Origin of the sequence: Streptomyces sp. Ru62 (genome assembly GCF_002920615.1) — a bacterium.
Lineage (GTDB): Bacteria > Actinomycetota > Actinomycetes > Streptomycetales > Streptomycetaceae > Streptomyces.
This window is the reverse complement of sequence record NZ_PQSU01000017.1, coordinates 206,130-223,293: the sequence shown is the minus strand read 5'-3', so window position 1 is coordinate 223,293 and position 17,164 is coordinate 206,130. Positions and strand designations below refer to the sequence as shown.

Below are 17,164 nucleotides of genomic sequence, written 5' to 3'. Positions count from 1 at the left end.
ACCCGGCACCATCGACCCCTCCGGAGCCGACCGAGGACGCACCCCTTCGGCGACGGGCGAGCCACGCGCCCCGACCGGCCCATCCACCACCAGCCGACCCACCCGACCCGGCGGACCCGGCACCATCGACCCCTCCGGGACCAACGGGGGTCGCTCCCTTTCGGCGGCGGGAAGGCGAGGCGCCGCGGGCGGCCCGTCGGCCGCGGATGGGTCCTCCGTCGGACGCGACCGGCTCCGTGTCAGCGGCGTCTTCGCCGTGGGCGGGCGGCGTGCCGCCGTCGGCCGGCCGGCGGGGGGTCACTTCGCGTGGGGCCGCGGGGCCGGCCGGTATGAAGGCTTCCCCGGCTGGAGGTGCGGTGATGTCCTCGCCCGCCAAGGCGAGGGTGGCGGCGGTCGGCGCGGGCGCGGTCGGCTCCTCCGTGCCCGCCGCCCGGGATTCCAGGTAGCCGGAGGCTCCCCAGCCGAGGACCGCCTCGGCGAGCGCGAGGGGCAGGCCGTCGTTGAAGCGGGCGAGCTGGTCGGCGGTCCCGGCGCAGTGGGAGCAGCCGGACAGGTGCTGCCGCAGGTCGGGGTCGATGTCGGTGCCGCCGCGCCGGAAGGTCACGTCGAGCATGCGCAGATAGCGCTGGCAGTCGTCCTCCGGGGCGAGTTCGCGGTGCACCTGGAGGCATTCCTCGCGCAGCCGCTCGCGGGCCCGGCGCAGTTCGACGCGGGCGTCCTCCTCGTCGAGGCCGAGCAGCGCGGCGGGTACGGCCAGGGGTTCGGCCTCGACCTCGGTGTGCCACAGCAGGGCGCGGGAGGTCTCGGGGACCCGCTGGAACGCGCGGGACAGCAGCCGCCGGCCGGGCGGTGGCAGCAGCCGGGCCGAGGCCCGCCCGCCGGTGCCGTCCCCGGACCGCAGGCCCGGGTGGAGGAGTTCCTGGCGTCCGTCGGTGTCCCACTCGGCCGCGATCCGGCGGACGGCGACCAGGACATGGGGCCGCCAGGCCGCGGTCGGGCCGGATTGCCGGAGGGACGCGCCGAAGAGCCGGGTGAAGGCGGCGGTGGTGAGCATGCCGGCGGCGCGCGGTCCGTCGGTGCACAGCCGGGCGTAGGCGAAGGCCGCCGCCCAGTGCCGGTCGAGGAGTTCGCCGACGGGATGCAGGGCGGGCGACGCTCCCGTCCACTTCTTCAGTTCGGCGCTCAGCTGCTCGTCCGACAGGCGTGCGTCGGTCACGGCCGAATTCCTCCAGACGCATTACCGGAATTGTCCATACCAATCGGTACGGCGAGGTCATGGCAGCTCGAACGTCCACCTGAGGCGGCACTTTTACACAGCCGGAGACACCGGAACAAGCGATCTCGCGATTCTCGGGATTTCCCGCCCCGGATTCCTCTGTTGACATTTCGTCAAGGGCCGTCATTTCCTCGCTTTACCGCCGTTCGCCCGCCCGATACGCGCCGGGCGGCACCCCGTACCGCGCGCGGAACACCCGGCTGAAGTGAAACGGGCTCGGGAACCCGGAGGCCGCCGCCACGCGGTCCACCGTCAGGTCGGTGACCTCCAGCAGCCGGGCCGCGTGCCGCAGCCGGGCCTCGCGCACGGCCCGCATCGGGGACCGGCCGGTCCTCAGCCTGAACAGGTGTGCGAACCGGGACGGGGACAGCGCCACGCTCGCGGCGAGCGAGCCGACGGTGTGCGGGGCGCCCGGATCCGCGGCGATCAGCTCCTCGGCACGGCGCACCCGGGCGTCGGCGCCCGCACCGGCCGCCGCAGCGCGGGCGGCCCCGGCGACGGCGAGCAGCACGACCTCCTCCAGTGCGCACAACGCCAGTTCGCGCTGCAGGCTGCCGTGCGCCACGGCCACCGGTTCCGGTCCGTACGGCGAACTCTCTTCCGGTGCGCGGGAGTCGGCGAGCATCCGGCCGAAGGCGGCCTCGATCCGGGCGAGCCGGGCGTCGGGCACGGAGGGGACGGCGTACAGGCCGTCGGCCACGGCGTGCGGGCCGAGCCAGTGCGTCCAGGCCGGCCGGGCCCGGCAGTGCGCCCACCAGAACCGCCACCGCCCGGCACCGGGCGCGACGGTGTAGCGGTGGCCGACTCCGGGGGCGAGCACCACGAGGTCCCCGGCGCCGGCCGGGGTGCGGGCGGTGCCCTGCCGGAGCAGGCCGTGTCCGCCCGTGGTGAAGGTGAACAGCCAACTCGCCGAGCCCCGGGGCCGGTTGACGCCGTAGCCCGGTCCCTGGTCGTAGCGGCAGGTCACCACGAGGCCGGGCGGCGGGGACGGGTCGCCGGCGGCAGCGGTCACAGGCAGACCCTCAGCACGCACAGGCATCCTCCCGTCGGACGCACCCGCCTAGCGTGGGACCGGTTCCCGGCGGACGCGAGGAGCGGATCATGACAGCCACGGACCCTGGTGCCACCGGCACCCCCATCCTGCCCGAGCAGTTGCGGCACCCGTTCGAGGACGACGGACACGTCGTCGTACCCGGCCTGTTCGGCCGCGACGAGATCGCGCGGCTGTGCGCGGAGTTCGCCGCGCTGCACGCGGCCGGACCGGTGCCGGGCCACTTCGCGCCGGAACCCGACCACCCCGACCCCCTGCGCCGCCACCCACGGGTGATGCAGCCGCACGACATCAGCCCGGTGGCCCGGCGGTTCCTGCTGGACGCACGGCTGCGGGCGGTGCTGGAGGTGCTGTTCGGGGAGGAGGTGCTGGCCGCGCAGAGCATGTTCTACTTCAAGCCGCCCGGCGCGCGCGGACAAGCGCTGCACCAGGACAACTTCTACCTCCGGGTCGAGCCGGGCACGTGTGTGGCCGCGTGGGTGGCGTGCGAGCCGGTAGACCGGGGCAACGGCGGCCTCGAAGTCGTGCCGGGGACCCACCGGATGGACCTGTTCTGCCCCGAAGTGGCCGACGCCGGCCTGTCGTTCGCCCGCGAGTACGTCCCGCCGCCGCCCGGACTGACACCGGTTCCGGTGGATCTGGCCCCGGGTGACGTGCTGTTCTTCAACGGCAGCCTGGTGCACGGCTCGGGGCCCAATCGCAGCGCGGACCGCTTCCGGCGCACCTTCATCGGCCACTACGTGGGCCGCTCGGCCGAGCGCATCGGCGCCTACTACCGGACCCTGACGATGTCGGGAGCACGGGTGCCGCTGCCGGAGAGCGAGGGCGCGGGTCCGTGCGGCACGGGGTTCGCACCGCACGGACCGCACTGACCGGTCAGTGGCCGCTGATCTCGTGGGGCGCGTACGGCTGCTCCAGTTCCTCGATCTCCTTGTCGCTGAGCTTCAGTTCGACGGCGGCCACCGCGTCCTCGATGTGGTGCGGCTTGGCGGCGCCGACGATCGGTGCGACCACGGTGTCCTGGTGCAGCAGCCACGCGAGGGCCACCTGGGCGCGCGGCACGCCCCGCTCGCCGGCGATCCGGGTGACGGCCTCGACGATCGCGTGGTCGCCCTCCAGATAGAGCCGGCTGCCGAAGTCGTCGGTCGCGCTGCGCTCGGTCACCGCGCCCCAGTCACGGGTGAGCCGGCCACGGGCGAGCGGGCTCCACGGCAGCACACCGACGCCCTGGTCCGCGCACAGGGGCAGCATCTCCCGCTCCTCCTCACGGTAGAGCAGGTTGTAGTGGTTCTGCATGGAGACGAACTTGGTCCAGCCGTGCCGCTCGGCGGTGTACTGCGCCTTGGAGAACTCCCACGCGTACATCGAACTGGCCCCGATGTAGCGCACCTTGCCCGCCTTCACCAGGTCGTGCAGCGCCTCCATCGTCTCCTCGACGGGGGTCTGGTGGTCGTAGCGGTGGATCTGGTAGAGGTCGACGTAGTCGGTGCCGAGGCGGCGCAGACTGTGGTCGATCTCGCTCATGATGGCCTTGCGGGAAAGGCCGGCCCCGTTGGGACCCGGCCGCATCCGGCCGTTCACCTTGGTGGCGAGGACGATCTCGTCGCGGTGGGCGAAGTCCCGCAGGGCCTTGCCGACGATCTCCTCGCTGGTGCCGTCGGAGTACACGTTCGCGGTGTCGAAGAAGTTGATGCCCGCTTCCAGCGCCTGCCGGATCAGCGGGCGGGACGCCTCCTCGTCCAGGGTCCACTCGTGCGTGCCGCGGTCCGGCAGTCCGTAGGTCATGCAGCCCAGACAGATCCGCGAGACGTCCAGGCCCGTGGAACCGAGCTTCACGTACTGCATCGTTGCTGCTCCTGCCTTCGGGACGATGGTCACGGCCGAGCCTACGACGTGACGCGGGGCCGACTTGACGTCCGGAGCGCACGGACGATCTGATCCTGACACGTACCGCGCCGCCCGGCGTGGGCAGGACGGAGCGGACGTGCCCCTGACACTTCACCGCGCCACGGGGGCGCGCGCGGCCCTGGGCGCCCTGGCAGCGGCCCTGCTCGTCGCGGTGACGGCGCTGTCCGGCTGCGCCCCCGGCGAGCGGGACGAGGACGGTGCGTCCCCGCGCACCACCCTGCGGCTGCCCCCGCGGCACGCCGGGTTCGACTACCAGATCGGCGGTGCCTATCCCCCGCCCGCGGGTGTGCGGATCGTCAGCCGCGACCGGTCGGACTCCCCCGCGCCGGGCCTGTACAACATCTGCTACGTCAACGCGTTCCAGGCCCAGCCCGCCGAGCGCTCCTCCTGGCTGGCCGACCTGCTGCTGCGCGACGCGCGGGGCCGGGTCGTCGTCGACGAGGACTGGAACGAGCCGCTGCTCGACATCGGCACCCCGGCCAAGCGGGACCGGGTGGCGCGGCGGGTGAACCGCTGGATCGACGGCTGCGCGGACAAGGGCTTCGACGCCGTGGAACCCGACAACTACGACAGCTACACGCGCTCCCACCGGCTGCTCACCGCGTCCGACGCGACCGCGTTCATGCGCCTGCTGTCCCGGCACGCGCACACCCGGCACCTGGCCGTCGGGCAGAAGAACACCGCGGAGCTGGCCGGGCGGCGCGAGCGGGCCGGGCTGGACTTCGCGGTGACGGAGGAGTGCGGGCAGTACGACGAGTGCGAGGTGTACGCGAAGGCGTTCGACGACCGGGTGGTGGACATCGAGTACACCGACGCCGGCCTGCGCGCGGCCCGAGCACGCTGGGGCGACCGGCTGAGCATCGTCCGCCGGGACCGGGACGTGTCCACGCCGGGCAGCGCCGGGTACGTCCGCGAGGTTCGCTGAGGCGGTCACCGCACTCGGGTGGTCGTCCGGCGGTACGACGGTCCGGGCGCCGTACCGCCGGACGGTCGTCAGCCGGTGCTGTCCCGTACGGTGATCGCGCTGACCGGGCAGGCGCGGGCCGCCGCCCGGACCATGGGGTCGCCCCCGCCGTCCTCGTGTCCGGGCACGAGTGTGCTGTAACCGTCGTCGTCCTGGGTGAAGACGCCCGGCGCGGCCAGCGCGCACTGCCCGGCGCCGATACAGACGTCCTTGTCGATGTCGATGTGCATGAGCAGAGCCTCTTACCAGGTCACGGGGAGTTCCAGCATTCCTTGGATCGTGTCGCCGGGTTTGAAGGGAATGTCCTGAGCCGGCGCCGCCAGCCGCAGCTCCGGCAGCCGGGTGAACAGGCTGCCGAGGGCGATCTCCAGTTCCGCTCGGGCGAGGTTCTGGCCCAGGCACTGGTGGATGCCGAAACCGAAGGCGACGTGGTGGCGGTCGGCGCGGTGGAAGTCCAGGTCGTCGGGGTCGTCGTACACGGACGCGTCGCGGTTGATCACGGACGTGCCGAAGAGCACGCCGTCGCCGGCCCGGATCGTGGTGCCGGCGATCTCGATGTCCTCCAGCGCCACCCGCTGAAGTCCCTCGGCGATGGACAGCATCCGCATCAGCTCCTCCACGACGGCGGGCAGCAGCGCGGGGTCGGCGCGCAGCTCGGCCAGCCGGGCGGGGTGCCGCAGCAGGGTGTAGGTGCCGAGGGAGATCATGTTGGCGGTGGTCTCATGGCCGGCGACCAGCAGGATGATGGCCAGCGACACGGCGTCGTCGCGATCCAGCTCCCCCGTGCGCAGCCGTTCGTGGACCAGCTCGTCGAGGATGCCGTCGCCGGGCTCGGCCTCCCCGGCCTTGGCGTCGATCAGTCCGCCGAGGTAGTCCTCCAGCCGGTTGCGGGCCTCCACCGTGTCGGCGGCGGTCGGGCCGCGCAGCAGCCGGCGGGACTGCTCCTCGAAGAACTCGTGGTCGGCGTACGGCACACCGAGCAGGCCGCAGATCACCATCGACGGCACGGGCAGTGCGAAGGCGGAGACCAGCTCGGCGGGCGGCCCCTGGGCGATCATCGCGTCCAGCAGTTCGTCCACGATCCGCTGGATCCAGGGGCGCAGCGCCGCCGCGCGTTTGACGGTGAACGACGGGATCAGCATCCGCCGCTGCCGGTGGTGCTCCGGGTCGTCCACCCCGAGCAGGGCCACCCTGCGGTCGCGGCCCGCCTCGAACCGGCGCGTGGGCACCGGGAAGCCGGGGCGGCGGCGCTCGGTGGACAGGCGGGGGTCGGCGAGCAGGGCGCGGGCGGCGGAGTACCCGGTGACCAGCCAGACCTCGCGGCCGTCGTAGAGGGTGACACGGGACAGGGGGTGCCCGTCGCGCAGCGGGTCGTAGCCGGTGGGCGGGTGGTAGGGGCAGGTGCGGTCCTGGGGGAAGGCGACGGGGTCGGGCGGGGCAGCCGGGCCGGAGATGTCCGTCAGTTCCGTCATGGAAAGACCTCGCAGACGAAGAGGTGCGTCGTGCCGATCTTCATTAGATGCCCCAGGCACCTATGGGTCGACGCCAAGTTCGGCCACTTCGGTGACCTTCGTCATCTGGCCGAAGTACCCGGGGTCCGGCGGGCGGAAACCGGCCACGGCGGCGTGCCGCTCGTAGGGCCGCGGCCCGGTGCCGCCCTCGTCGCACCCGGTCACGGCACCCGGGCGCCCTGCTCACCGGGGGCGAAGGCACGGGCGACGGCGAGGCTGTCCTCGTACACGTGGTGCCGTACGACCAGGCCCTCCCGGACGGTGAGGTGCAGGGCGAACCGCGCGGAGTAGGCGCGGCCGGTCGGGGCGGCGGTCTGCCGGATGACACCGAGCACGACCGCGTCCTCGCCGTCGGCCAGGACCCGCTCGACGGTGGTGCCGGCCTTCTCCGGGACGTGGTGGGCGGCCAGCTCCCGGTAGTGCGCGGCGGCGTCGGCGCGGGTGGCGCGGTGCCGGATCCACGGCGTGTCGGCGCGGCCGTGCTCCTCCTCGGGCCAGTCCAGCCGCCAGTCGCAGCCCTCCGCGTACAGCTCGGCGATCCGCTCCGGATCGCCCTGGCCGATCCTGCGGAGCAGTTCCTGGACGGCGGCGCGGGTCGCGGCGGTGCGGTCGGCGGACATGGGTGGTTCCCTCCCCGGGTGGGCAGTGATCGGGACGCGGACCACTGTGCCGCGCGCGGCGGGGCGGCGCGATGACCCCGGAGGTCATCATCGCGACCGCGGAGTGATCACCGCGGACGCACGGCGGTCACCCCATCGGCGGAATCGGCGCGCGGTACGGATGATTCGCGGCGTCACCGGTGTTGTGCCGGTGGCAGGCAGCCGTTTGGACCGACGAAGGGAACGGAATCCCATGCCTCTTGAGGGCGAGTACGAGCCCAGCCCGACGCAGTGGGTGCGCGAGCAGGTCGAGTTGTACGAGAGCTCGGGCGGGACGAAGGGCACGACGCTGCTCGACACCGGGCTGCCGGTGATCGTGCTGACCACCCGGGGCGCGAAGAGCGGGAAGATCCGCAAGACGCCGCTGATGCGGGTGGAGCACGAGGGCCGGTACGCGGCGGTCGCTTCCCTCGGCGGTGCCCCCAAGCATCCGGTCTGGTACTTCAACGTGAAGTCCGACCCGCACGTCGAGCTCCAGGACGGCCCGGTGAAGCGGGACATGCGGGCCCGTGAGGTCACCGGGGCGGAGAAGGCCGAATGGTGGGAGCGGGCGGTGGCCGCGTACCCGGCGTACGCCGACTACCAGACGAAGACGTCCCGGGAGATCCCGGTCTTCGTGCTGGAGCCGCTCGACCAGGGCTGATTCAGGCCGGGGTGCCGCCCCATCTCAGAAAAATCTGTTCCGGGGAGGTGTGAACCGGCCTCCGGGCGGGCACTCGTGCGTCAGGCCCCGCCGCGTTCCCCCGTCGCGGCGGGGCTCTCTCGTGCCTCGCCCGCCGGCCGGTCGGTCACGTCGAGGAAGATCTGGTCGGCCTCGGGGAACGTCCGGGCGAGAGACCGCTTGATGCGTACGGCGACCTCCTCGACGCGTTCGCTGTCCAGGCCCGGCGCCAGGTCGACACGGGCGGCGACCAGCGTGGAGTCGAGGCCCATCTTCATCGTGAACAGCGCCTCCACACTGTCGATCTCCGGCTGCGCCCGCAGCAGCGCGCGGATCCTGCCGCTCAGCTCCGGGTCGGCGGCCTCCCCGATGAGCTGGGCGCGGGCGTCGCGGCCGAGCCGGTAGGCGACGTAGACGAGGAGCAGGCCGATCGCCAGCGAGGCGGACGCCTCCCAGACGACCTGCCCCGTCACCATGTGCAGGGCCATGCCGATCAGGGCGAGGGTCACGCCGAGCACCGCCGTGCCGTCCTCGGCGACCACCGTGCGCAGCGCCGGGTCGCGCAGCGCGCTCAGGCCGCCGCCCTGCCTGCGCACCTGCTGGAGGGCCCGCAGCAGCGAGACGCCCTCGGCGAGCAGGGCGACGCCCAGCACGATCAGACCCGCCACGTAGCCGCTGAACTTCTCCTCGGCGCCGTTGCGCAGGGCCTCGACGCCCTGGAAGACGGAGAAGCAGCCGCCCATGACGAAGATGCCCACGGCGGCGAGCAGGGACCAGAAGAAGCGCTCCTTGCCGTAGCCGAAGGGGTGCCGGGCGTCGGCCGGGCGGCGGCTGCGGCGCAGGGCGGCGAGCAGGAAGACCTCGTTGAGGCTGTCGGCGACCGAGTGCGCGGCCTCCGACAGCAGCGCGGGCGAGCCCGCGAGGACCCCGCCGACCGCCTTGGCGACGGCGATCACCAGATTGGCGGCGAGCGCCACCAGAACGGTGATCCTGGTGTGCCGGTCGCCCTTCGCACCGGGGCGACCGCCGGGGTCGCCGCCGGCGTGGGTGCGTGCGGTGTCCGGGTGACCGTCCGGGGCGTGCGCCGACGGCGCCTCCGGGTGCGGCGCACGGGGCGGTGGGGCCTCGTGGTCCCTGGAGTATGCCGGTGCGCCGTCCGGAGCTTGTGCCGGTGGCGATGCGCCGTCCGGGGCGTGCGCCCGCGCCGGTGCGCCGTCCAGAGCCTGTGCCTGCGCCGGTGCACCGTCCCTGGCACGTGCCCGTTCCGGCGCTCCGTCCGCGGCGTGTGCCGGTCGTGTTCCGTTGTCCTCGGCCGTCCGTGCGGCCGGCTCCCGTTCCGAGGCTGTCCCACTCATCTCTCGCCGATTGCCCCCGCCCGGGCCGCTCACACCGTGCCGGCCGGGTGAAACGGGGAACGCGGTGGTCAGAACCACCCGTGCGGCGAGGAGGAGACATGAGCGGCGACGGCAACCGCGCCTACGGACACCGGGCCTTCAAGCGGTCCAGGAGCCACTTCCAGGACCGGGTCACCGCCGACGGCCGGGACGGCTGGCCGGTCGAGGCGGGCCGCTACCGGCTGGTGGTCTCGCGCGCCTGTCCGTGGGCGAGCCGCGCGGTGATCTCGCGCCGGCTGCTGGGGCTGGAGGACGCGCTCTCGATGGCGATCGCCGATCCGGTCCAGGACGACCGCAGCTGGCGGTTCACCCTGGACCCGGACGGCCGGGACCCGGTGCTCGGCATCCGGTTCCTCAGCGAGGCCTACGACAAGCGCGAGACCGGCTACCCGGGTGGGGTGAGCGTGCCTGCGCTCGTGGACGTCCCCAGTGGGCGGCTGGTCACCAACGACTACCAGCGGATCACCCTGGACCTGGCCACCGAGTGGGCGGCCCTGCACCGCGCCGGCGCCCCGGACCTCTACCCGGACGGCCGGCGCGACGAGATCGACGAGGTGATGGGCGAGATCTACCAGGACGTGAACAACGGGGTGTACCGGGCCGGGTTCGCCACGCACCAGAAGGAGTACGAGGAGGCGTGCGCGGCCGTGTTCCGGCGGCTGGAACTGCTCGGCGAGCGGTTGTCCCGGCAGCGGTATCTGGTCGGTGACACCCTCACGGAAGCGGACATCCGGCTGTTCACCACGCTGGTCCGGTTCGACGCGGTCTACCACGGCCACTTCAAGTGCAACCGCTGGAAGCTGGCGGAGCACCCGGTGCTGTGGGCGTACGCCCGGGATCTGTTCCAGACGCCGGGGTTCGGTGACACGGTGGACTTCGACCACATCAAGCGGCACTACTACCAGGTGCACACCGGTATCAACCCGACCGGCATCGTTCCGCTCGGCCCGGACCTCGGCGGCTGGCTGAGCCCGCACGGCCGCGCGGAGCTGGGCGGTCGGCCGTTCGGTGACGGTACACCGCCGGGCCCGGTGCCCCCGGGCGAACGGGTGGCCCCGCAAGGACGGCCCGCATGAGGGCCGATTGACGAGGAAGTAGTCACACATGGCCAAGAACAAGAACAAGAAGAAGAAGCTCCCTCTCGTCTATCAGCCGGTGGGATTCGTGCTCAGCTGGGCGGGCGGCGCGCTGGCCGGTATGGCCTTCCGCAAGGCGTGGATGGCGATCCGGCACGAGGAGGACGCCCCCGACGCCCTGGACCCGGACCGCGGCTGGGGCGAGATCCTGCTGGCCGCCGCGGTCCAGGGCGCGATCTTCGCGGTGGTGCGCAGCGCCGTGGACCGCACCGGCGCGAAGGCCATCGCCCGGTCGACGGGCGTGTGGCCGGCGACCGACAAGGGCGGCCGGGACTGACCGGACCGACCGCCCCCCGCCCCGGCGCCCCGGACGACCACTGTCGCCGGCGCCGGGGTTCACCTTTGCCCGGGCACCTCCGCCGCCCCGGCACCCCCGCCGTCGACCGGGCCCCCGCGCCGTCGGTCATCCCTGCTTCGGTGCCGTCGGCGGCAACAGGCGCAAGGTGAAGGAGTGTCCGGCGGGGTCGGCGTAGCCCCGTTCCTCGTACGGGCCCGCCGCGTCCCTCGTCTCGATCGGCCGGCCGCCGAGTCCCACCACGCGCCGCTCGGCCTCGTCCAAGTCCTCGACGAGGAAGTCGAGATGGGCCTGGAGGGAGTTCTCCGGGCGCGGCCAGCTCGGCGGGGTCGCGTTGACATCGCGCCGGAAGGCCAGCCGGACGCCGTCGGCGCCCCTGATCTCCACGAGGTTGGCGGACGCGCTCACCCGCTCCCCGTCCAGCAACTCCCTGTAGAACTCAGCCAGTTTCTCGGGCTCGGCGCAGTCCAGCACGACCACGCCCGCTTTCACCAGTGTCATCGGTCCTCCCGGGAAGTGTCCTCTCCCCAGCGGATATCCCCGGTCCCCGGATTCAGTCGGCGGGCAGCCACTGGCCGTCGCGCATCAGCGTCCGCCCGCGCAGCTCGTCCTCCTCGCGCCAGGCCTGGATCCGCTCCGGGAAGACCCTGAAGTACAGGTAGCGGGCCGCCAGTCGGCGCGGGTCGAAGCCGGTCTTCCCGGCGAAGACCTCGGCGTCCTCCTCGGGCAGGTCCTCGGGCGTCACCGCGCGGACGGTGCCGTCGACCAGGACGACGTCCCGGGTGGGGCCGATGCCGAGGCGGGCGCGGCCGGTGGCCACGAGATTGCGGCCGGTGGGGCTGTCCGCCGGGGTGGCGATCAGCAGGCAGCTGCCGTCCCACACGAACGACAGCGGCACCAGGTACGGCGCTCCGCCGTCGGGGCCGGCGGTGGCGACCCAGGCGTCGACGTCGTGATCCAATCGGTGCAGGGTGTCCTTCTTGCGCTGTTCGGCGGTGCGGGCGGGGGGCGGGGTCATGGCGTACGGCCTCCTCTGCGTGATCGTCCCGATCAGTGTGGCCGTGGGCCCCCGGTCCGCGCGCGAAGTCGCTCAAGGCGTGTCCGGGTGACGGGGCGGGGGGACCCCACGAGAACACCGCCGGTCGTTCGCACCCGTCCTGGACCACCTCCCACCGACCGATCCGGAAAGGCATCATGCACGCTGATCTCCTCTTCACCGGCGGCCCCGTCCTCATCCCCGAGGGCCGTACGGCGACCGCCGTGGCCGTCACCGGCGACCGGATCACCGCCGTCGGTGACGCCAGGCTGCGCGAACTCGCCGGGCCCCGTACGCAGGTGGTCGACCTCGCGGGGCGGCTGCTGCTGCCCGGCTTCCAGGACGCGCACGTCCACCCGGTGCCGGCCGGGCTCGAACTGTCCCGGTGCGATCTGACCGGCACGACGACGGCGGAGGCGACCGTGGCCGCCGTGCGGGCCTACGCCGACGCGCATCCGGAGCGGGAGTGGATCCTCGGCGGCGGCTGGTCGATGGAGGCGTTCGCGGGGGGCACGCCGGCGAAGGAGCTGCTGGACGCGGTCGTCCCGGACCGGCCGGTGTACCTGCCCAACCGGGACCACCACGGTGCCTGGGTGAACAGCCGGGCGCTGGAGCTGGCCGGCATCGGCCCGGACACGCCCGACCCGGCCGACGGGCGCATCGAGCGGGACGCCTCCGGCGTACCCGCCGGCACCCTTCAGGAGGGCGCGATGCAGCTCGTCGGCCGGCTGGCCCCGCCCGCCACGGCGGCCGACCGGCTGGCGGCGCTGCTGCACGCCCAGCGGCATCTGCACGCGCTCGGCATCACCGCCTGGCAGGACGCGCTGGTGGGCGACTTCCTCGGCATGGACGATCCGTCCCAGGCGTATCTCACCGCCGCGCGGGACGGCTCGCTCACCGCCCGGGTCGTGGGTGCCCTGTGGTGGGACCGGGAGCGCGGTGCCGGACAGATTCCCGAACTCGTCGAGAAGCGCGCCGCGTTGAGCCGGGGACGGTTCCGGGCGGGCACGGTGAAGCTGATGCTGGACGGCGTCGCCGAGAACCACACGGCCGCGCTGCTCGACCCGTATCTGGACCGGTGCGGCCCGCGTCACGGCCAACCGCGGCACCAGCTTCATCGACCCGGCGCGACTGCCCGAGTACGTCACCGAGCTGGACGCGCTCGGCTTCCAGTGCCACTTCCACGCGCTGGGCGACCGGGCCGTACGGGACGCCCTGGACGCGATCGAGGCGGCCCGGGCGGCAGGCGGGCCGAGCGACACCCGGCCGCACCTCGCGCACCTCCAGGTCGTGCACCCCGACGACGTACCCCGCTTCGCCCGGCTCGGCGCCACCGCGACCGTCCAGCCGCTGTGGGCCGCGCACGAGCCGCAGATGGACGAGCTGACGATCCCGTTCCTCGGGCCCCGACGGGCCGCCCGGCAGTACCCGTTCGGGGCATTGCTGCGCTCCGGGGCACGGCTCGCCGCGGGCAGCGACTGGCCGGTGAGCAGCCCCGATCCGCTCCAGGGCATCCATGTCGCGGTCAACCGGGTCGAGCCCGGCGGCAACGGGCCGGTGTTCCTGCCGGACGAACGGCTGCGCCTCACCGACGCGCTGACGGCGTACACGGCCGGGTCGGCGTACGTGAACCACCTGGACGACGCCGGCCGGGTGGCCGTGGGCGCACTCGCCGACCTGGTGGTCCTGGACCGCGACCCGTTCGCCGGGCCGCCGGAGTCGATCGCCGGGACGACTGTGGCGCTGACCTATGTGGGAGGCGAGTGCGTGTACGCCGCGGAGTGAGAGGCGGTTCCCCGCGCGTCCTCGGGGCACCCACCCCGCCCGTGCCGGTCAGTCGCACCCGACGCCCTCCTTCACCAGCGGCCAGGCCTCCACCCCGTGGTCCGTGCGGACGTACGCCGTCGTCCTGTCCGCCGTCAGCCACAGCCGCCGGTCACGGCGGTGGTACCCGGTGTCCCGGGCGTCCGCGGGCATGCGGACCTCGGCGCGGTAGGGCGCCCGGAGCAACTCGTCCCGGGCCAGCACGCCCTCGGGGTCGCGGGCGTAGGTCCGGTGGTCCACCGCGAGGAAGTCGGCGGACTGCCAGCCGCAGTGCTCCGGTCCCGACGAGCTGTGCAGCCGGGCCACCGGCACCCTCCGGCCGGCGCGGTCGGTCCAGATCCGCCAGGCCGTGGTGGCCGTGAAGCTCTCCGGGAGTTCGGCCGGGTCGCAGGAGGCGTGCGTCTCCGGGCCCCAGCCGGGCCGGTCCTTCTGGTCCTCGGCCACCACGACCGCCACCTTGGTGCGGCCGTCCACGTCGTAGGAGTACAGGACCCGGTCCGCCTCCCGGCGTTCCACGCGGTACCCGTGGTCGGGCTCCTCCGGCTGGAACATGTCGAAGTAGAGGGCCAGCCCCTCCTCCGGGGTGCCCCCGCCGTCGGACCTGCTCCACCCGTCGGGTCCGGAGCCCTCGAAGATCTCCCCGTCGCACTCCAGCGCCCGGCCGGCCGCCCCGGAGGCCAGGCGCAGCGCGCGGGGTGTGCTCTCGTCGAGTTCCTCGGTGGGTACGTCGAGCGGACCGCTGTAGGGGGTCGCCGGCGGGCTGCCCTTCACCACCAGGCCGGGCCGGGGCCCGTCGTCGCACCCCGCCACCGCCCCCACCGCCACGGCCGTCAGCACCGCCGTCGCCACAAGCCCTCTGCGCATTCCCGCCCCTGTTCTCCCGTGCTCCGTGCGGCCCTTCGACGCCGGAGCCGGACGGAACGTTCAGCGGGCCCGCTGGAAGGTCCTCCGGTAGGCCTGCGGGGACACCCCGATCGCCGCGTGCAGGTGCTGGCGCAGCGAGGCGCCGGTGGCGAAGCCCACCTCGGCGGCGATCCGGTCCACCGGCAGGTCGCTGGCCTCCAGCAGGTGCCGGGCGCGGGCCACCCGCTGCTGGATCAGCCAGCGGCCGGGGCTGAGGCCGACCTCGTCGCCGAAGCGGCGGACGAAGGTGCGCAGGCTCATCCGCGCGTGCCCGGCGAGGTCGGCCAGGGTGAGCGGCTGGTCCAGCCGTTCCAGCGCCCAGGCGCGGGTCGCGGCCGTGCCGGCGGCACTGCTCTCGGGGACCGGCTGCTCGATGTACTGGGCCTGGCCGCCGTCCCGGAACGGGGGCACGACACAGCGGCGGGCGACGGCGTTCGCCAGTTCGCTGCCGTGGTCGGTGCGGACGATGTGCAGGCAGACGTCGACGCCGGAGGCCGCGCCGGCGGAGGTGAGGACGCGGCCGTCGTCGACGAAGAGGACGTCCGGGTCGAGGTCGACCTGGGGGTAGCGGCGGCGGAACAGGTCGGCCACCTGCCAGTGGGTGGTCGCCCGGCGGCCGTCTAGCAGTCCGGCCTCGGCGAGGACGAAGGCGGCCGTGCAGATGGAGACGATCCGGGCGTCCGGGCGGATCCGGTCGAGGGCCGCGGCGACCTCCGCCGGCAGCTCGGTGGGGATGTGGGAGGGCGCCATGGAGGCGACGACCACCGTGTCGGCCGTCTCCAGGATCTCGGGGCCGTGGACGACACCGACGGTGAAGTCGGCGTTGGTGCGCACCGGGCGGCCGTCGACCGAGCAGGTGAACACCTCGTAGTGACCGTCGGCCGCGCCGAAGATGCGGCTGGGGATGCCCAGCTCGAAGGGGTACACGCCGTCGAGGGCCAGGACGACCACGCGTTCGGGACTCGGTGTGCCACGCATGGCACGATCCTATCGAAGGTTGGCATTCATGCCATTTCCCGGCCGGGCGGACTTGGGCAGGCTGGGTGACCATGAGCGATGTGAACACGATGCGAGCCATCAGCCAGGACGTCCTCGGCGGTCCCGAGGTCCTGAGGGAAGTGCGGGTCGAGCGGCCGAAGCCGCGTCCGAACGAGGTGCTGGTCCGCGTGCGGGCCGCCGGGGTGAACCCCACCGACTGGAAGCACCGGGCCACCGGCGGGTTCCTGGGCCGGCCCCCGTTCGTCCTCGGCTGGGACGTCTCCGGCGAGGTCGCGGAGACCGGGATCGGCGTGGCCGCGTTCCGGCCCGGCGACGAGGTCTTCGGCATGCTGCCCTACCCCTTCGGCCACGGCTCGCACGCCGAGTACGTCACCGCCCCGGCCCGGGCCCTGGTGCCCAAGCCGGCCTCCCTCGACCATGTGCAGGCGGGCGCGCTGCCGCTGGTGTCCCTGACCGCCTGGCAGGCGCTGACCGAGCACGCGGACGTCGGGCCGGGGCAGCGGGTGCTGATCCACGCGGCGGCCGGCGGCGTCGGCCATGTGGCCGTGCAGATCGCCAAGGCGCGCGGGGCGTACGTGATCGGGACGGCGAGCGCGGGCAAGCACGGCTTCCTGCGGGAGATCGGTGTGGACGAGCCGGTCGACTACCGCACGACGGACGTCACGGAGGCGGTGCGGGACGTCGATGTCGTCCTGGACACCCTCGGCGGCGAGACCTCCGTGCGCTCGCTGCGGGTGCTGCGGCCGGGCGGTGTCGTGGTGTCGATCCTGCCGGTGGGCTCAGCGGAGTTCCACGAGGAGGCCGAGCGGCTCGGGGTGCGGGCGGTGCGGATGCTGGTCGACGCCGACCGGGCCGGGATGCGGGCCGTCGCGGAGCTCGCGGAGTCCGGCCGGCTGAGGGCGACGATCGCCGGGACGTTCCCGCTGGCCGACGCGGCGAAGGCGCACGAGCTGGGCGACACCGGGCGGACGACGGGCAAGCTGGTGCTGCTGGCGGACTGAGCGCGGCGCGCCGACACGCCGCAAACTCGAAGACATATGTCAATCGAACATGCTCAAATTCCTTCCATCGAAGGTAACTTGACGATCGGGAAACGACGTCCGGGCGCGGGTGGGAGGTGGTGGCGAGGTGCGGCACGAACCCGTACCCCTCCCCCGGCAACTGGGCGTGTACGCGTATCGCGGGCACACGGTGCTGGAGTTCCGGGGTGAGATCGACATCGCCTCGGCGGCGGAGATCGGCCCGTTCGTCGACCGGGCCACCGACCGGCCCGGGGCCCGGGTCGTGATCGACCTGCGGCCCGTGGAGTTCTTCGACTGCTCCGGGCTGCGGTTGCTGTACCGGGCTCGCGTCCGGGCGCTGGAGCGCGGCGGGCAGGTGCACCTCGTGTGCACGCACCCGCTGACGCTGCGCGTGTTCCGGGTCACCGGTCTGACCCGGCTGCTGCCCCCGCATCCGACCCTGGAGGCGGCCCTGGCCCGCTCCGGGGCCGCGTCCGGGTCACTGTGAGACCGGTCGCCGGCCCGCCCCGGCTCTGACTGCTCCGG

At 73.5% G+C, this 17,164-nt stretch carries 18 protein-coding genes and 2 pseudogenes; 8 read left to right on the top strand and 12 right to left on the bottom strand.

Features of this window, described 5'->3' with window-relative positions:
* Together C3492_RS45995 and C3492_RS24190 are read right to left on the bottom strand one after the other, a co-directional pair.
* Nucleotides 1–1,216 (bottom strand): annotated as a pseudogene (locus tag C3492_RS45995) (hydrolase); the annotation flags it as partial.
* A gap of 196 nt (nucleotides 1,217–1,412) precedes the next feature.
* Entirely contained in the window at nucleotides 1,413–2,315 is a 903-nt protein-coding gene (locus C3492_RS24190; RefSeq protein WP_103813923.1) for a helix-turn-helix domain-containing protein, read from the bottom strand.
* Between the two features lie 62 nt (nucleotides 2,316–2,377).
* Between C3492_RS24190 and C3492_RS24185 the strand changes: the two genes are divergently transcribed.
* Nucleotides 2,378–3,199, top strand: coding sequence for a phytanoyl-CoA dioxygenase family protein (locus C3492_RS24185; protein WP_103813921.1), 822 nt, complete (start codon nucleotides 2,378–2,380; stop codon nucleotides 3,197–3,199).
* A gap of 4 nt (nucleotides 3,200–3,203) precedes the next feature.
* On the opposite strand, the gene C3492_RS24180 is transcribed toward C3492_RS24185, so the two are convergent.
* Nucleotides 3,204–4,172 (bottom strand): aldo/keto reductase, encoded by a 969-nt coding sequence (locus C3492_RS24180; RefSeq protein WP_103813919.1) that lies wholly within the window; start codon nucleotides 4,170–4,172, stop codon nucleotides 3,204–3,206.
* A 139-nt stretch (nucleotides 4,173–4,311) separates the two neighbouring features.
* On the opposite strand from C3492_RS24180, the gene C3492_RS24175 reads away from it, so the two are divergent.
* Complete coding sequence (locus C3492_RS24175; RefSeq protein ID WP_103813917.1) at nucleotides 4,312–5,160, top strand: endo alpha-1,4 polygalactosaminidase; 849 nt, start codon at nucleotides 4,312–4,314, stop codon at nucleotides 5,158–5,160.
* A gap of 68 nt (nucleotides 5,161–5,228) precedes the next feature.
* On the opposite strand, the gene C3492_RS24170 is transcribed toward C3492_RS24175, so the two are convergent.
* From C3492_RS24170 to C3492_RS24160, 4 genes are read right to left on the bottom strand one after another with little or no spacing between them, the layout of a single operon-like run.
* Complete coding sequence (locus C3492_RS24170) at nucleotides 5,229–5,429, bottom strand: ferredoxin (protein ID WP_014676634.1); 201 nt, start codon at nucleotides 5,427–5,429, stop codon at nucleotides 5,229–5,231.
* A gap of 12 nt (nucleotides 5,430–5,441) precedes the next feature.
* Nucleotides 5,442–6,671: a cytochrome P450 gene (locus C3492_RS24165; protein ID WP_103813915.1), complete on the bottom strand. Its 1,230-nt coding sequence runs from the start codon at nucleotides 6,669–6,671 to the stop codon at nucleotides 5,442–5,444.
* Between the two features lie 60 nt (nucleotides 6,672–6,731).
* Nucleotides 6,732–6,875, bottom strand: a complete 144-nt coding sequence (locus tag C3492_RS44720; RefSeq protein ID WP_181140520.1) for a hypothetical protein — start codon at nucleotides 6,873–6,875, stop codon at nucleotides 6,732–6,734.
* Nucleotides 6,872–7,330, bottom strand: coding sequence for a nuclear transport factor 2 family protein (locus tag C3492_RS24160; protein ID WP_103813913.1), 459 nt, complete (start codon nucleotides 7,328–7,330; stop codon nucleotides 6,872–6,874). Before C3492_RS24160 ends, C3492_RS44720 begins: the two co-directional genes overlap by 4 nt.
* Nucleotides 7,331–7,562: 232 nt before the next feature.
* Between C3492_RS24160 and C3492_RS24155 the strand changes: the two genes are divergently transcribed.
* Nucleotides 7,563–8,012, top strand: a complete 450-nt coding sequence (locus C3492_RS24155) for a nitroreductase family deazaflavin-dependent oxidoreductase (protein WP_103813911.1) — start codon at nucleotides 7,563–7,565, stop codon at nucleotides 8,010–8,012.
* Nucleotides 8,013–8,092: 80 nt separating this feature from the next.
* Here C3492_RS24155 and C3492_RS24150 read toward each other — a convergent pair whose 3' ends face one another.
* Nucleotides 8,093–9,019, bottom strand: a complete 927-nt coding sequence (locus C3492_RS24150) for a cation diffusion facilitator family transporter (protein ID WP_258055857.1) — start codon at nucleotides 9,017–9,019, stop codon at nucleotides 8,093–8,095.
* A gap of 464 nt (nucleotides 9,020–9,483) precedes the next feature.
* Between C3492_RS24150 and C3492_RS24145 the strand changes: the two genes are divergently transcribed.
* Nucleotides 9,484–10,500, top strand: a complete 1,017-nt coding sequence (locus tag C3492_RS24145; RefSeq protein WP_103813907.1) for a glutathione S-transferase family protein — start codon at nucleotides 9,484–9,486, stop codon at nucleotides 10,498–10,500.
* A 28-nt stretch (nucleotides 10,501–10,528) separates the two neighbouring features.
* On the top strand, nucleotides 10,529–10,837 hold the full coding sequence (locus C3492_RS24140) for a DUF4235 domain-containing protein (RefSeq protein WP_103813905.1): 309 nt from the start codon (nucleotides 10,529–10,531) through the stop codon (nucleotides 10,835–10,837).
* A 126-nt stretch (nucleotides 10,838–10,963) separates the two neighbouring features.
* On the opposite strand, the gene C3492_RS24135 is transcribed toward C3492_RS24140, so the two are convergent.
* Nucleotides 10,964–11,356, bottom strand: a complete 393-nt coding sequence (locus C3492_RS24135) for a VOC family protein (protein WP_103813903.1) — start codon at nucleotides 11,354–11,356, stop codon at nucleotides 10,964–10,966.
* A gap of 52 nt (nucleotides 11,357–11,408) precedes the next feature.
* Nucleotides 11,409–11,873, bottom strand: a complete 465-nt coding sequence (locus C3492_RS24130) for a pyridoxamine 5'-phosphate oxidase family protein (RefSeq protein ID WP_103813901.1) — start codon at nucleotides 11,871–11,873, stop codon at nucleotides 11,409–11,411.
* A gap of 176 nt (nucleotides 11,874–12,049) precedes the next feature.
* On the opposite strand from C3492_RS24130, the pseudogene C3492_RS24125 reads away from it, so the two are divergent.
* Nucleotides 12,050–13,676, top strand: a pseudogene (locus tag C3492_RS24125) (amidohydrolase).
* Nucleotides 13,677–13,724: 48 nt separating this feature from the next.
* Here C3492_RS24125 and C3492_RS24120 read toward each other — a convergent pair.
* Together C3492_RS24120 and C3492_RS24115 are read right to left on the bottom strand one after the other, a co-directional pair.
* Nucleotides 13,725–14,579: a hypothetical protein gene (locus tag C3492_RS24120; protein WP_103813899.1), complete on the bottom strand. Its 855-nt coding sequence runs from the start codon at nucleotides 14,577–14,579 to the stop codon at nucleotides 13,725–13,727.
* Between the two features lie 60 nt (nucleotides 14,580–14,639).
* Nucleotides 14,640–15,596 carry a GlxA family transcriptional regulator gene (locus C3492_RS24115; protein ID WP_103813897.1) on the bottom strand — a complete coding sequence of 319 codons (957 nt, stop codon included), beginning with the start codon at nucleotides 15,594–15,596 and terminating at the stop codon, nucleotides 14,640–14,642.
* A 71-nt stretch (nucleotides 15,597–15,667) separates the two neighbouring features.
* Between C3492_RS24115 and C3492_RS24110 the strand changes: the two genes are divergently transcribed.
* Nucleotides 15,668–16,618: an NADP-dependent oxidoreductase gene (locus C3492_RS24110; protein WP_181140519.1), complete on the top strand. Its 951-nt coding sequence runs from the start codon at nucleotides 15,668–15,670 to the stop codon at nucleotides 16,616–16,618.
* Nucleotides 16,619–16,745: 127 nt separating this feature from the next.
* Complete coding sequence (locus C3492_RS24105; RefSeq protein ID WP_103813893.1) at nucleotides 16,746–17,126, top strand: anti-sigma factor antagonist; 381 nt, start codon at nucleotides 16,746–16,748, stop codon at nucleotides 17,124–17,126.
* The last annotated feature ends 38 nt before the right edge of the window (nucleotides 17,127–17,164 follow it).

What these genes read in the sequence shown, in the direction of transcription:
- C3492_RS24110 (WP_181140519.1), top strand. Translation starts at nt 15,668, where the DNA reads ATGAGCGATGTGAACACGATGCGAGCCATCAGCCAGGACGTCCTCGGC.
- C3492_RS24165 (WP_103813915.1), bottom strand. Translation starts at nt 6,671, where the DNA reads ATGACGGAACTGACGGACATCTCCGGCCCGGCTGCCCCGCCCGACCCC.
- C3492_RS24115 (WP_103813897.1), bottom strand. Translation starts at nt 15,596, where the DNA reads ATGCGTGGCACACCGAGTCCCGAACGCGTGGTCGTCCTGGCCCTCGAC.
- C3492_RS24145 (WP_103813907.1), top strand. Translation starts at nt 9,484, where the DNA reads ATGAGCGGCGACGGCAACCGCGCCTACGGACACCGGGCCTTCAAGCGG.
- C3492_RS24160 (WP_103813913.1), bottom strand. Translation starts at nt 7,330, where the DNA reads ATGTCCGCCGACCGCACCGCCGCGACCCGCGCCGCCGTCCAGGAACTG.
- C3492_RS24190 (WP_103813923.1), bottom strand. Translation starts at nt 2,315, where the DNA reads ATGCCTGTGCGTGCTGAGGGTCTGCCTGTGACCGCTGCCGCCGGCGAC.
- C3492_RS24135 (WP_103813903.1), bottom strand. Translation starts at nt 11,356, where the DNA reads ATGACACTGGTGAAAGCGGGCGTGGTCGTGCTGGACTGCGCCGAGCCC.
- C3492_RS24140 (WP_103813905.1), top strand. Translation starts at nt 10,529, where the DNA reads ATGGCCAAGAACAAGAACAAGAAGAAGAAGCTCCCTCTCGTCTATCAG.
- C3492_RS24155 (WP_103813911.1), top strand. Translation starts at nt 7,563, where the DNA reads ATGCCTCTTGAGGGCGAGTACGAGCCCAGCCCGACGCAGTGGGTGCGC.
- C3492_RS24170 (WP_014676634.1), bottom strand. Translation starts at nt 5,429, where the DNA reads ATGCACATCGACATCGACAAGGACGTCTGTATCGGCGCCGGGCAGTGC.
- C3492_RS24120 (WP_103813899.1), bottom strand. Translation starts at nt 14,579, where the DNA reads ATGCGCAGAGGGCTTGTGGCGACGGCGGTGCTGACGGCCGTGGCGGTG.
- C3492_RS24130 (WP_103813901.1), bottom strand. Translation starts at nt 11,873, where the DNA reads ATGACCCCGCCCCCCGCCCGCACCGCCGAACAGCGCAAGAAGGACACC.
- C3492_RS24180 (WP_103813919.1), bottom strand. Translation starts at nt 4,172, where the DNA reads ATGCAGTACGTGAAGCTCGGTTCCACGGGCCTGGACGTCTCGCGGATC.
- C3492_RS24185 (WP_103813921.1), top strand. Translation starts at nt 2,378, where the DNA reads ATGACAGCCACGGACCCTGGTGCCACCGGCACCCCCATCCTGCCCGAG.